We start from the raw sequence: 13332 nt of genomic DNA on the forward strand, positions 1-13332 counted from the left end.
GCAACGACAGGGCGAGCCATCGATCCTAGGCAGCCGCCCCCACCCGGGAGCGGTGGGACTAACTTTTTGCCTCAGGAGCAGGACGTCATCGATGGCCAGGACTCTGCCGATCACCCTGGCCCTGCTGGCCCTGATCGGAGCTCCCCCGGTCACCAGGGCAGCCCCGCCGCCGATCCCCCCGGCCCTGCCGGAGCTGCCGGCGCCACGCGCCAGCCGGCCCGGGAGCCTGCGGGGGGCCCCCGCTGCGGAGGTCGGCGGCACCGGGCTGACGCTCAACGGCCGCAGCCAGCAGGCCGCCTGGCGCTGGAGCGGCGAGGACCCGCGCCGGCCGGAGGCCCTGTGGCTGCCGCTGGAGGTGCTCGAAGGCCAGCTGGGCTTCAGCAGCCACTCCAGGCCCGATGGCGCCCTGGCCCTGGAGTGGTTCGGCCGGGAACTGCTGGTGCCACCGGCGCAGCAGCGGTCCCTGGCGGATGAGGTGGCCGTCGACGTGGCGGGCCTCCTTCTGGACATGGGCGTGACGGTGGAGCGCCGCGGCGAGCGGCTGGAGCTGCGCCTGCCGGCGCCGCGGCTGCTCCAGGTGCGCAGTTCGGAGCAGGCCGGCGTCCGCCGGGTGGTGCTGGACCTCGACGGACCCACCCTGGTGCGCAGCAGCGAGGGGAGCCTGCAGCTGGCCCTGCTCAGCCGGCCCGACCAGCTGGCCCAGCTCACCGCGCGGGGCCTGCGCAGCGGCGCCGTCGGGGCGGACCTGACCCTGGCGGTGCCGGGCGGCGGCGCCCCGCTGCGCACCTTCACCCTGGGGGGTCCGGCCCGGGTGGTGATCGACCTGCCCCAGGGCGCCGGCAGCGTCGGCACGGCGCCGGAGGCGCCGGCCCCGATCGATCCGCGGCTGCTGGCGATGCTGGGCTCCCAGCTGCGCTGGGACCAGCAGGTGCGCAGCGTGGGCGGCACCCGGGTCCTGGTCAACGCCGTCCGCATCGATCCGCGCAGCGGTCCCCTGGAACTGCGCACCCTCAGCCGCCCCGACGGCATGGCGGGGCTCAGCTCCCTGACGGCCCTGGCCCAGCGCCAGGACGCCCTGGTGGCGATCAACGGCGGCTTCTTCAACCGGGTGCGCCGGCTTCCCCTCGGCGCCCTGCGGGACCAGGGTCGCTGGCTGTCCGGGCCGATCCTCAACCGCGGCGTGGTGGGCTGGGAGCCCCGCAGCCTGCCGCGCTTCGGCCGCCTGCGCCTGGAGGAATGGATCAGCGACGACCGGGGCCAGCGTCTGCCGCTCCTGACCGTGAACAGCGGCCTGGCCCAGCGGGGCCTGAGCCGCTACACGGCCGAGTGGGGTCGGCTGTACCAGGCCCTGACCGGCTCCGAAACGGGTCTGCTGCTGAGCGGCGGCCAGGTGCAGCGCCGGATCGGCAGCGCCGAACTGGCGGCGGGGCTGCCGCTGCGGCCGGAGGAGACCCTGGTGGTCGCCCGGGGCGGGGCCGACCTGCCCTGGAGCGAGGGGGACCGGCTGCGGATCGAGAGCCGGCCCAGCGATCCGGTGGGCAACGCCTCCTCCGTGATGGGGGGCGGACCGCTGCTGCTCCAGAACGGCCGGATCGTGCTCAACGGCGCCGCCGAAGGCTTCGGGGCCGCCTTCCTGGGCCAGGGGGCCCCCCGCACCGTGGTGGGCAGCGACGGCACCCTGCTGTGGCTGGTGACCCTGGAGGGAGCCGGGGGGGGCGCCGGGCCCACCCTCTCCGAGACCGCCTGGCTGCTGCAGCAGATGGGGCTGGTGGACGCCCTCAACCTCGACGGGGGCAGTTCCACCGGCCTGGTGATGGGCGGCAGCCACCGGGTCAAAGGGCGCGGCGTGGCCGGCTCGGTCCACAACGGCCTGGGCCTGGTGCCCATCGGGGGAGGCGAAGCCGCCACCCGCCTGGGGCCGGCCGGCAGGCCGCCGGGCGACTGATTCCTGGGACGGAACGGAACCACTGGCAGAGTGGCCTGAGTCGTTTCGTCGCCGTGCCCAGGGGCCACAGCCTCCGTCTCACCGCCGCCGCCGCCGCCGAGCTCTGCCGGCAGGCGGCCGTGGCGGGCACCCCCGGGCTGATGCACCTGGAGCTGCTCGAGGGTGCCTGTGAGGCCTGGGCTATCCGCCTGCGCCCGGGCCACCTCTCCGGCACCCCCGTGGCCCGGGCCGACGGCATCACCCTCTATTCCCCCGGAGACCAGCTGCCCCTGCTTCAGGGACTGCAGCTCGATTACCGCGGCGACCTCAGCGGCGGGGGTTTCCTGGTGCGCTCCGGCCCGGGGGTGCGCACCTGTGCCTGCGGGGCCGCCTTCAGTCGCGAGACATGAGCGGGACGACGACGAAGTAAGGTGTCGGATTGTCGATACGGTCGGACGTCCGACCTGTCCACCCAGAAGTCCCCACCGAGCAGCACCCGGCCCTCGATGCCCACTATTCAGCAGCTGATCCGCACCGAGCGGCAGCGTCTCACCCGCAAGACGAAGTCGCCCGCCCTGCGCGCCTGCCCCGAACGGCGTGGCGTCTGCACCCGGGTGTACACCTCCACCCCGAAGAAGCCCAACTCGGCGCTGAGGAAGGTGGCCCGTGTGCGCCTCACCTCCGGCTTCGAGGTGACGGCCTACATCCCGGGTATCGGCCACAACCTTCAGGAGCACTCGGTGGTTCTGATCCGCGGCGGCCGCGTCAAGGATCTGCCCGGTGTCCGTTATCACATCATCCGCGGCACCCTCGACACCTCCGGGGTCAAGGACCGGCGCCAGTCCCGCTCCAAGTACGGCGCCAAGACACCGAAGGCCTGAGCCTTCGCGCCCCCGGCTCTCCGCGGCCGACCTCCTCCTCCCCCGCCTTTTCTCCCTCCGTTCCATGTCCCGCCGCAACGCCGCCGAGAAGCGCCCGGTCCTGCCGGATCCCCAGTTCAACAGCCGCCTGGCCTCGATGATCGTGGCCCGGCTGATGAAGCACGGCAAGAAGTCCACGGCCCAGCGCATCTTGTCCGATGCCTTCACCCTGATCAACGAGCGCACCGGCGCTGACCCCCTCGACCTGTTCGAGACGGCGGTCCGCAATGCCACCCCCCTGGTGGAAGTGCGGGCCCGTCGGGTCGGCGGTGCCACCTATCAGGTGCCGATGGAAGTGCGTCAGGAGCGGGGCACCGCCATGGCGCTGCGCTGGCTGGTCAACTTCTCCCGCGCCCGCAACGGCCGCAGCATGGCCCAGAAACTGGCCGGCGAGCTGATGGACGCGGCCAACGAGGCCGGCAGTGCCGTCCGCAAGCGGGAGGAAACCCACAAGATGGCAGAAGCCAACAAGGCTTTCGCCCACTACCGCTACTGAGCTACCCCGGGGGCCGGATCCCTGGGCTGATCCGGTTCCCCCAGACCTGAGCGATCACCGGTCTGTAGAGTTACGCCCGTTTTTTGTCGACCCACCCCCGGAGAACTTTCCCGTGGCCCGCGCCTACCCCCTGGAACGCGTCAGAAATATCGGAATCGCCGCTCACATCGACGCGGGCAAGACCACCACGACCGAACGGATTCTGTTCTATTCCGGCGTGGTCCACAAGATGGGCGAGGTGCACGATGGCGCCGCCGTCACCGACTGGATGGAGCAGGAACGCGAGCGTGGCATCACCATCACCGCGGCCGCCATCTCCACCAGCTGGAAGGACAACCGGATCAACATCATCGACACCCCCGGCCACGTCGATTTCACGATCGAAGTGGAGCGCTCCATGCGCGTGCTCGATGGTGTGGTCGCCGTGTTCTGTGCCGTGGGCGGCGTCCAGCCCCAGTCGGAGACCGTCTGGCGCCAGGCCGACCGCTACAACGTGCCCCGGATCGTGTTCGTCAACAAGATGGACCGCACCGGTGCCAACTTCCTGAAGGTCTACGAGCAGATCAAGGATCGCCTCAAGGCCAACGCCGTGCCGATCCAGCTGCCGATCGGTGCCGAGGGCGATCTCAAGGGCATCATCGACCTGGTGCGCAACAAGGCGATCATCTACACCAATGATCTCGGCACCGACATCCTCGAAGAGGAGATCCCCGCCGACATGCAGGACGAGGCTGCGGAATGGCGCCAGAAGCTGATGGAGTCGGTGGCCGAAACCGACGAAGAGCTGATCGAGGCCTTCCTCGAGAACGGTGAGCTCACCCAGGAGCAGCTGATGCGCGGCATCCGCCTCGGGGTGCTGCAGCACGGCATGGTGCCGATCCTCTGCGGCTCCGCCTTCAAGAACAAGGGTGTCCAGCTGGTGCTCGACGCGGTGGTCGACTACCTGCCCGCCCCCGTCGACGTGCCTCCGATCCATGGCCTGCTGGCCGACGGCAGCGAAGCCACCCGCCCCTGCGACGACAACGCCCCCTTCAGCGCCCTGGCCTTCAAGGTCATGGCCGACCCCTACGGCAAGCTCACCTTCGTGCGCATGTACAGCGGGGTCCTGCAGAAGGGCAGCTACGTGCTCAACTCCACCAAGGACAAGAAGGAGCGCATCTCCCGCCTGATCCTGCTCAAGGCCGACGAACGCGAGGAGGTGGACGAACTGCGGGCCGGTGATCTCGGGGCCGTGCTCGGCCTCAAGGACACCACCACGGGCGACACCCTCTGCGTCGACTCCGACCCGATCATCCTGGAATCCCTGTTCATCCCCGAACCGGTGATCTCCGTGGCCGTGGAGCCCAAGACCAAGGGCGACATGGAGAAGCTCGGCAAGGCCCTGCAGTCCCTCTCCGAGGAGGACCCCACCTTCCGGGTCTCCACCGATCCGGAAACCAACCAGACGGTGATCGCCGGCATGGGCGAACTGCACCTGGAGATCCTGGTCGACCGCATGCTGCGGGAGTTCAAGGTGGAGGCCAACATCGGCGCCCCCCAGGTGTCCTACCGGGAAACCATCCGCGGCAGTGCCAAGGGTGAAGGCAAGTTCGCCCGCCAGACGGGCGGCAAGGGCCAGTACGGCCACGTGGTGATCGAAATGCAGCCCGGCGAGCCGGGTTCAGGGTTCGAGTTCGTCAACAAGATCGTTGGCGGCATCGTTCCCAAGGAGTACATCGGTCCGGCGGAAGCCGGCATGAAGGAAACCTGCCAGTCCGGCGTGATTGCCGGTTTCCCCATGATCGATGTCAAGGTCACCATGGTGGACGGCTCCTATCACGACGTCGACTCTTCGGAGATGGCGTTCAAGATCGCCGGTTCCATGGCCTTCAAGGACGGCGTCAAGAAGTGCAATCCCGTACTGCTTGAGCCGATGATGAAGGTTGAGGTCGAGGTCCCCGAGGATTTCCTCGGTTCGGTCATCGGCGACCTTTCCTCCCGCCGTGGTCAGGTCGAAGGACAGTCCGTCGACGACGGTCAGTCCAAAGTCCAGGCCAAGGTGCCGCTGGCCGAAATGTTCGGCTATGCCACCCAGCTCCGATCCATGACCCAGGGTCGGGGTATTTTCTCGATGGAGTTCAGCCATTACGAGGAAGTTCCTCGCAATGTGGCGGAAGCCATCATTTCCAAGAATCAGGGCAATTCCTGATCTTTCTTTCCATCCAACCCACCCCCCCGATTCTTTCCTTCCATGGCACGCGAGAAGTTCGAGAGGAACAAGCCTCACGTCAACATCGGCACCATCGGTCACGTTGACCACGGCAAGACCACCCTCACCGCCGCCATCACCAACGTGCTGGCGTCCCAGGGCATGGCCAAGGCCCAGGCCTACGACGAGATCGATGGCGCCCCTGAGGAGAAGGAGCGGGGGATCACGATCAACACGGCCCACGTCGAGTACGAGACCGGCAAGCGTCACTACGCCCACGTCGACTGCCCGGGTCACGCCGACTACGTCAAGAACATGATCACCGGTGCCGCCCAGATGGACGGCGCCATCCTGGTGGTGGCCGCCACCGACGGCCCCATGGCCCAGACCAAGGAGCACATCCTCCTGGCCAAGCAGGTGGGCGTGCCGGCGCTGGTCGTGTTCCTCAACAAGAAGGACATGGTCGACGACGAGGAGATCCTCGAGCTCGTCGAACTGGAGATGCGTGAGCTGCTGAGCAGCTACGACTTCCCCGGTGACGACATCCCCGTCATCGCCGGCTCCGCCCTCAAGGCCCTTGAGTACATCCAGGCCGGCAAGAAGGCCGTGCGCGGTGAGGACGAGTGGGTCGACAAGATCCTCGACCTCATGGATGCGGTCGACGAGGCCATCCCCGAGCCCGAGCGTGAGATCGACAAGCCCTTCCTGATGGCCGTCGAAGACGTGTTCTCGATCACCGGTCGGGGCACCGTCGCCACCGGTCGTATCGAGCGCGGCAAGGTGAAGGTGGGCGAGACCGTCCAGATCGTCGGCATCCGCGACACCCGGGAAACCACCGTCACCGGCGTCGAGATGTTCCGCAAGCTGCTCGACGAGGGCATGGCAGGCGACAACGTCGGCCTGCTGCTGCGCGGCATCCAGAAGGAAGACATCGAGCGCGGCATGGTGCTGGTGAAGCCCAACTCCATCAAGCCCCACACCAAGTTCGAGGGTGAGGTCTACGTGCTCAAGAAGGAGGAAGGCGGTCGCCACACCCCCTTCTTCGCCGGCTATCGCCCGCAGTTCTACATCCGCACCACGGACGTGACTGGCCAGATCACCGCCTTCACCGCCGATGACGGCTCCAACGTGGAGATGGTGATGCCCGGCGACCGCATCAAGATGAGCGCCGAGCTGATCTGCCCGGTCGCCATTGAGCAGGGCATGCGCTTCGCCATCCGTGAAGGCGGCCGCACCATCGGTGCCGGCGTGGTGTCCAAGATCGTTCTGTGAGGCTGATCTAGCCTGTTCAAGGGAGCTTCACCTCGGTGGGGCTCCCGCTTCCGGAACCGTCGGTTCCCTCTGCACCTCGACAACCCGTTGCCGCGGCACTCCCGCCGCCCATCTGCCGCCCTTCGACCGCGTTTCCCTTCCGATGACCGCCTCCATCCCCCAGCAGAAGATCCGCATCCGCCTGAAGGCCTTCGATCGCCGCATGCTGGATCTGTCCTGCGAAAAGATCATCGAAACCGCCGATCACACCGCTGCCACGGCCATCGGCCCCATCCCCCTGCCCACCAAGCGCAAGATTTACTGCGTGCTGCGCTCGCCCCACGTCGACAAGGATTCCCGTGAGCACTTCGAGACGCGCACCCACCGCCGCATCATCGATATCTACAGCCCCAGCTCCAAGACCATCGACGCCCTCATGAAGCTCGACCTGCCCAGTGGTGTGGATATCGAAGTCAAGCTCTGATGCCGATGGGGCCACAGGGCTTCGCCGGGCTGGTCGCTCTCTCTAGGATCGCGATACACCCCGAGTTGCCCTGGTTGATCCTTCCGCCGCCGCCCTTCGATCGCCCCTTCCCCCCTGCCGCCAGCGGCATCCTGCTCGCGTGACTGACCTGGCCGTCAGGGAGTTGCCCCTGTTCCCCCTCCCCGATGTGGTGCTCTTCCCCCAGGAAGTGCTGCCGCTCCACATCTTCGAGCCGCGCTATCGCATGATGCTGCGCACGGCGATGTCGGAGGACAGGCGCTTCGGGGTGGTCCGCTGGGATCCCCAGAGCAAGAAGATGGCGGAAGTGGGCTGCTGCGCCGAGATCCTCCACTGCCAGGTGCAGGACGACGACCGCAGCAACATCGTCACCATGGGCCAGCAGCGTTTCCGGGTGCTCGACATCGTGCGCGACACCCCGTTCCGCGTCGGCATGGTCAGCTGGATCGAGGACACGGTGAGCGAAAGCCACGAAGAGCTCGAGACCCTCACCAGCGACGTGACCCGGGCCCTGCGCGACGTCGTCGATCTCACCGGCAAGCTGATCGGCAAGCCCTCCTCCCTGCCCGCCGATCTGCCCGACCTGCCGCGGGAGCTCTCCTTCTGGATCGGTGCCCACCTCGGCGGTCCGGTGGCGGACCACCAGCAGGCCCTGCTGGAGATCACCGACACCGGCGAGCGCCTGCGCCAGGAATTCGAACTGCTCGACCAGACCCGGCGCCAGCTGGCGGCCCGCACGGTCCTCAAGGACACCTTCTCCAGCCTCGGCGACGGCAGCAGCGAGACCTGAGCCATGCCGAGCCTCCTTCCGGGCGGCGCCCTGCTGCCCCTCCTCCTGACGGGGGGTGCCCTGGCCGCGATGCTGGCCGCCCTGGTGTGGCAGCGCCGCTCGCGGGCCTACCTGTCCCCGGCCAGCGTCGCCGCCGCCTATGACCGCTGGACCGACGACCGGCTGCTGGAGCGGCTCTGGGGCGAGCATGTGCACCTGGGCCACTACGGTGCCCCCCCCGCCCCCCGCGACTTCCGCGCCGCCAAGGCCGCCTTCGTCCACGAACTGGTGCGCTGGAGCGGCCTCGACCGCCTGCCCCCCGGCAGCCGCGTGCTGGATGTGGGCTGCGGCATCGGCGGCAGCGCCCGCATCCTGGCTCGCGACTACGGCTTCGAGGTGCTGGGGATCAGCATCAGCCCGGCCCAGATTGCCCGGGCCCGGGAGCTCACCCCCGCCGATCTGCCGAACTGCCGGTTCGCCGTGATGGATGCCCTGGCCCTGGAACTGCCGGACGGGGGCCCTGGGGCGGGCTTCGATGCGGTCTGGAGTGTGGAGGCCGGCCCCCACATGCCCGACAAGCAGCGCTACGCCGATGAGATGCTGCGGGTGCTCCGGCCGGGGGGCTCTCTGGCGGTGGCCGACTGGAACCGCCGCGACCCGAGCGTCGCCCCCATGAATCGGCTGGAGCGCTGGGTGATGCGCCAGCTGCTCGACCAGTGGGCCCATCCGGAATTCGCCAGCATCCCCTCCCTGAAGCGGAATCTGGAGACCAGCCCCTGGAACCGGGGCCTGACGATCAGCACCGCCGACTGGACGGCGGCCACGCTCCCCTCCTGGGTGGATTCGATCCTTGAAGGCGTGCGCCGCCCCGGGGCGGTGCTGGGGCTGGGCCCCCGGGCCGTGCTCCAGGGACTGCGGGAGACGCCGACGCTGCTGCTGATGGACTGGGCCTTCCGTAACGGCCTGATGCAGTTCGGGGTCTTCCGCGGTGAGGCGCCTGAAGCCGAGGCCACGGCGGGGCGCGGCTGACTCAGTCGGCCCTCTCCTCGGCGGCGAGGTTGGTGAGGGGATAGGCCCCGAACAGGGCCAGGTGCTCGCAGAGGGGGCTGAGGTCGGCGATCGCCCCGTCCAGAGGCTCGGCGCCCTCGGGAAGCTCAAGATCGACGAAGAAGATGTACTCGCCCATCTCCCGCTTGGACGGACGCGATTCGATCCGGCTCATGTTGAGCCCCTGGCGCGCGAAGCAGCCCAGCGACTCCAGCAGGGCACCGGGCTGGTTGGAATGGAGCGAGAACGCCAGGCTGGCATGGGGGCCCCGGTGGGAGCGCTCGCCGCGGCGCAGCAGCAGGAAGCGGGTGCAGTTGCCGGGCACATCGTTGATCGGGTGGGCCAGCACCTCCAGGCCGTGCTCGGCCGCCGCCTCCAGGGAGGCGATGGCGCCCCGGAAACGGCTGCCCCGCACCAGCCGGGCCGCCTCGGCCGTGGAGCTGGTGGGCAGCTGCAGGGCCTGGGGCAGGTGCTCCCCCAGCCACAGGCTGCACTGGGCCAGGGCCTGGGGGTGGGAGAGCACCTCACTGATGGCGTCGAGGGGGCCCGTGCCCACCAGGGCGTGGCGGATGGGCAGCACCAGGGCCCGGGCCACCGCCAGGTCAGGGTGCTCCCAGAGGGCATCGAGGCAGCTGGTGACGCCCCCTTCGACGGAGTTCTCCACCGGCACCACCGCCAGATCGCAGTCGCCGTCGGCCAGGGCCCGGATCACGGCGCGGATGCCCTGCTGGGGCACGAAGGCCACCGCCTCGAGGCCCTCGAGGGCCGCCAGTCGCTGCGCCGCCTGCTCACCGTAGGTGCCGACGGGACCGAGAAAGGCGAGGCGCATGGCAGTGGAACGCTCTGGGGTGATCGGTAGGATCATGGCCTGCCGGCCCGCAGGCCATGTCCCTGGCCTTCAGCGCCAGTCAGCAACTCGATCTCCCGGTGGCCAGCGAGGCGGATCGCCTGCCCGCCTACCTCGATGATGAGCAGCGGGTGGTGCAGGCCCTGCTCGACCCCACCCAGCTCGAACCCCTCGGCCCCGGCCGTTACCGCTACACCGTCAGCCAGGTGCGGGTGTTCCAGCTGAAGGTCCAGCCGGTGGTGGAGCTGCAGGTGGTGCGTCGCCATGGCCGACTGGAACTGGAGGCCCTCGACTGCCAGCTGGAGGGACTCGGGCTGGTGGAGGACTTCCGCCTCGGGCTCTGCTCCTGGCTCGCTGCCGCCGACGGCGGCCTCACCGGCGAAGCCAGCCTGTCGGTGACGGTGAGCCGTCCCACCCTGCTGCAGCTGATCCCCCCCACGGTGCTGGAGGCCACGGGCCGCTCGGTGCTCGGCGGCATCCTGCTGGGCATCAGGACCCGGGTGAGTCAGCAGCTGCTGGGGGATTTCCAGCGCTGGTGCCGATCGACCTGAGGAAGCTGCGGCGGTGCAGGGGCGTGGGTCCCAGCCGCTGGATCGCCTCCCGGTGCTGGCGGGTGCCGTAGCCGGCGTGGCGCTCCAGGCCGTAGCCGGGGTTGCGCAGGGCCAGGCGCCGCAGGAGGGCATCCCGCTCCTGCTTGGCGAGCACGCTGGCGGCGGCGATCGCCGCGCAGCGGCCGTCACCGCCCACCAGGGTCGTCTGGGGGCCGTCCCAGCCCCGCAGGGGCAGGACCCCATCCACCAGCAGCAGCCGGGGGGGGCGGGGCAGCCGTTGCAGGGCCCGCAGCATCGCCCATTCGGTGGCCCGTCGCACCCCCCAGCGATCGATCTCGCCAGCGCTGGCCTGCCCCAGGGCCCAGGCCAGGGCCTGGTGGCGCAGCAGGGGAACCAGGGCCTCGCGGCGCCGGGCGCTGAGCTTCTTGCTGTCGTTCAGGCCCGCTGCCGCCAGGGTGGCCAGGGCCGTTGCCGGCAGCACCACCGCCGCGGCGAACACAGGGCCGAACAGGCTGCCCCGGCCGACCTCATCCACCCCGGCACAGTCTGCGGGGTCGAGTCCGCCCCAGACCGATGCGTCGGGGTGACCGAGGGCCTCGGGGCCGGGACGCCGGAAGGCGTCGGGGCCGGGACGATCAGCCAGCGGCGGAGGAGCGGCGGCGGCGGCGGCGGGGCTCACCGGGGTCGGCGGCCGGAGAATCCGTGGCGGGCACAGCGGCGGCGGCGGCCACCGGGACCGGAGCCGCCACCGCGACCGGTGTCGATCGGCCGGAGGAGCGGCGGCTGGGAACGGCCACGGTCACCAGCTCGGACGGGACCGCAGTGGGCAGGGGTTCGAACGGGGCCGGCGTGATCTCGAGAATGGGGATCGCCTCGTGCACCGGGGAGTCGAAGGCCCCGGCAGCAGCGGGGGATTCCACCGCCTCGGGCGCGTCGGCCATGCCGTTGGCGTCGGCCGTGCCGTTGCGGCCCTCGCCGTTACGGCCGCGCCGCCGGCGACGGGAGCCGCTGGCGGCCAGCTGCTGACGGGCTTCCTCGAGGACGGCCTCGGGGTCGGCGTCGGGGCGCACCACACGCACCATCAGGCTGTCGCCGCTGGGGACCGGATCAAGCAGCAAGGCCGGACTCAACCCCATCCAGCCGTAGACCAGCTCCTGTTCAGGATCCATCGGCACGGCCAGCACCTCGGGCTCCTGGCGGCGCTGCGGAGCGTCGCTGGCGACACTCTCCTGGGCCGCCGGCGGGACGACGGCGCTGCCGTTGGCACCGCCCTCGGCGTAGCCGCCCAGGGCCGGGGGCTCGGCCCCATCGGAGCCGCGCCCGCCGCGGCCGCCACGGCGGCGGCGGCCACTGCCGCCGGACTCACCGGCGCCGGTGGAGGGGCTGGCCACTTCGGCCCGGGCCGAGGCCGCCGAGCGCACCAGGCCCGAGACCGTGGCCAGGGGCTGGAGGGTGTCCTTGCCGGGCAGCACCGCCACGTGGCCCAGACCGCCACAGCTGGGGCAGGCTCGGCCGAAAAGTTCGTAGATGTTCTGGCCCTGGCGCTTGCGGGTCAGCTCCACCAGGCCGAGCTCGGTGAGCTGGGCGATCTGGGGACGGGCCGTGTCGTCGCGGCTGGCCTGGGTGAAGTGCTCGAGCAGCTGCAGCTGGTCACGACGGGACTCCATGTCGATGAAGTCGATGATCACGACGCCGCCGATGTTGCGCAGCTTGAGCTGGCGGGCGATCTCCACCGCCGCCTCGCAGTTGGTCCACAGCACCGTCTCGCGGGCGTTGGCCGAGCGGGTGAAGGAGCCGGAGTTGACGTCGATGACCGTGAGCGCCTCGGTGGGCTCGATGATCACGTAGCCGCCGGAGGGCAGATCCACCCGGGGCTTGAGGGCATCACGGATGGCGGCGTTGACCCGGTAGTGCTCCAGGATCTCGGTGGGTTCGCCGTGGTGCTCCACCAGCAGGTTGGCCTGGTCGGCGCCGAGGAAGGCGTTGACGCGCGCCACCGCATCGGGGCTGTCGACCACCACCCGCAGCACCTCGGGGCTGTAGAGATCGCGCAGCACCCGGTGGATGAAGTCCTCATCCCGGTTGAGGAGCACCGGAGGGGAGGCCGTCTCGGCCGCCTGCTGGATCGATTCCCATTGGCGCAGCAGGGCCTCGAGGTCATCGATCAGCATCTCCTCGCTGACGTCCTCGGCCTCGGTGCGGATCAGCAGGCCGGCGCCGGGGGGCTTGATCAGCACACCCAGGGCCCGCAGGCGGTTGCGCTCGTTCTCGCCGTTGATGCGCCGGGAGATGTTGACCCCCTGGCCGTGGGGCTGGAGCACCAGGAAGCGCCCCGGCAGGGACAGGTTGCCGGTGAGACGCGGCCCCTTGGTGCCCGTGGGCTCCTTCATCACCTGGACGAGCACCTTCTGACGGGGCTCGAGCAGCTCGGTGATGCCGGCACCCCCCTTCTTCAGGCGCAGGGGACCCAGATCGGTGATGTGGATGAAGCCGTTCTTCTCGCTTTCGCCGATGTTGACGAAGGCGGCATCGATCCCGGGCAACACGTTCTCGACGGTTCCGAGGTAGACGTCACCGATCTGATAACGACCCTGGGCGACGATCAGTTCATCGACGCGTTCGTCGTTGAGCACTGCGGCGATCCGCAACTGCTCAGCGATGACGATCTGCTGGGGCATGGAAGAGATGGTGGGCTCAGTGGAGCCCTGCCGGGGGGCAGGTGGGGGAAGGAATCGGACGGCGACCGTGACGGCCGCTCAGCCTCTGGAGGAGATCAGGCCAGACCCCGGAAACAAGGGAGTCGGCGGTTGCCTGGTCGGGCCCCCCGTAGCCAGGGG

13 protein-coding genes are annotated in these 13332 nt (G+C 69.7%); 10 read left to right on the forward strand and 3 right to left on the reverse strand.

All coding sequences use genetic code 11. The features are described 5' to 3' along the window. Positions 1–91 precede the first annotated feature (91 nt). The 9 genes from KBZ08_RS09290 (at position 92) to KBZ08_RS09330 (ending at position 9079) form a co-directional block, all read left to right on the forward strand. Positions 92–1945 (forward strand): phosphodiester glycosidase family protein, encoded by a 1854-nt coding sequence (locus KBZ08_RS09290; RefSeq protein ID WP_254972502.1) that lies wholly within the window; start codon positions 92–94, stop codon positions 1943–1945. Positions 1946–1998: 53 nt separating this feature from the next. Beyond that, a complete protein-coding gene (locus KBZ08_RS09295) occupies positions 1999–2334 on the forward strand; it encodes an AIR synthase (protein WP_106221620.1) in 336 nt (111 codons plus the stop codon). Between the two features lie 96 nt (positions 2335–2430). Further along, positions 2431–2805, forward strand: a complete 375-nt coding sequence (rpsL, locus tag KBZ08_RS09300; protein WP_015109448.1) for a 30S ribosomal protein S12 — start codon at positions 2431–2433, stop codon at positions 2803–2805. 64 nt (positions 2806–2869) lie between these two features. Next, on the forward strand, positions 2870–3340 hold the full coding sequence (gene rpsG / locus KBZ08_RS09305; protein WP_015109449.1) for a 30S ribosomal protein S7: 471 nt from the start codon (positions 2870–2872) through the stop codon (positions 3338–3340). Positions 3341–3452: 112 nt separating this feature from the next. After that, a complete protein-coding gene (fusA, locus tag KBZ08_RS09310) occupies positions 3453–5528 on the forward strand; it encodes an elongation factor G (protein WP_015109450.1) in 2076 nt (691 codons plus the stop codon). Positions 5529–5570: 42 nt separating this feature from the next. Beyond that, complete coding sequence (gene tuf, locus KBZ08_RS09315) at positions 5571–6800, forward strand: elongation factor Tu (protein ID WP_106221619.1); 1230 nt, start codon at positions 5571–5573, stop codon at positions 6798–6800. 142 nt (positions 6801–6942) lie between these two features. Continuing rightward, positions 6943–7263, forward strand: coding sequence for a 30S ribosomal protein S10 (gene rpsJ, locus KBZ08_RS09320; protein WP_015109452.1), 321 nt, complete (start codon positions 6943–6945; stop codon positions 7261–7263). Between the two features lie 139 nt (positions 7264–7402). After that, the gene (locus KBZ08_RS09325; protein ID WP_015109453.1) at positions 7403–8071 is read left to right on the forward strand and encodes an LON peptidase substrate-binding domain-containing protein; all 669 of its coding nucleotides are present in this window, start codon (positions 7403–7405) and stop codon (positions 8069–8071) included. A 3-nt stretch (positions 8072–8074) separates the two neighbouring features. Further along, a complete protein-coding gene (locus KBZ08_RS09330; RefSeq protein WP_254972506.1) occupies positions 8075–9079 on the forward strand; it encodes a methyltransferase domain-containing protein in 1005 nt (334 codons plus the stop codon). A 1-nt stretch (position 9080) separates the two neighbouring features. On the opposite strand, the gene pheA is transcribed toward KBZ08_RS09330, so the two are convergent. After that, positions 9081–9926, reverse strand: a complete 846-nt coding sequence (gene pheA / locus KBZ08_RS09335; RefSeq protein ID WP_254972507.1) for a prephenate dehydratase — start codon at positions 9924–9926, stop codon at positions 9081–9083. A gap of 56 nt (positions 9927–9982) precedes the next feature. Between pheA and KBZ08_RS09340 the strand changes: the two genes are divergently transcribed. Continuing rightward, entirely contained in the window at positions 9983–10495 is a 513-nt protein-coding gene (locus KBZ08_RS09340; protein ID WP_254972509.1) for a DUF1997 domain-containing protein, read from the forward strand. On the opposite strand, the gene KBZ08_RS09345 is transcribed toward KBZ08_RS09340, so the two are convergent. Then, entirely contained in the window at positions 10434–11030 is a 597-nt protein-coding gene (locus tag KBZ08_RS09345) for a ribonuclease HII (RefSeq protein WP_181280161.1), read from the reverse strand. The two genes, KBZ08_RS09340 and KBZ08_RS09345, sit on opposite strands and share 62 nt — an antisense overlap. Before the next feature lie 100 nt (positions 11031–11130). After that, positions 11131–13173: an Rne/Rng family ribonuclease gene (locus KBZ08_RS09350; protein WP_254972511.1), complete on the reverse strand. Its 2043-nt coding sequence runs from the start codon at positions 13171–13173 to the stop codon at positions 11131–11133. Positions 13174–13332 lie beyond the last annotated feature (159 nt).

Source organism: Cyanobium sp. Candia 9D4, from assembly GCF_024346155.1.
GTDB lineage: Bacteria > Cyanobacteriota > Cyanobacteriia > PCC-6307 > Cyanobiaceae > Cyanobium > Cyanobium minutissimum.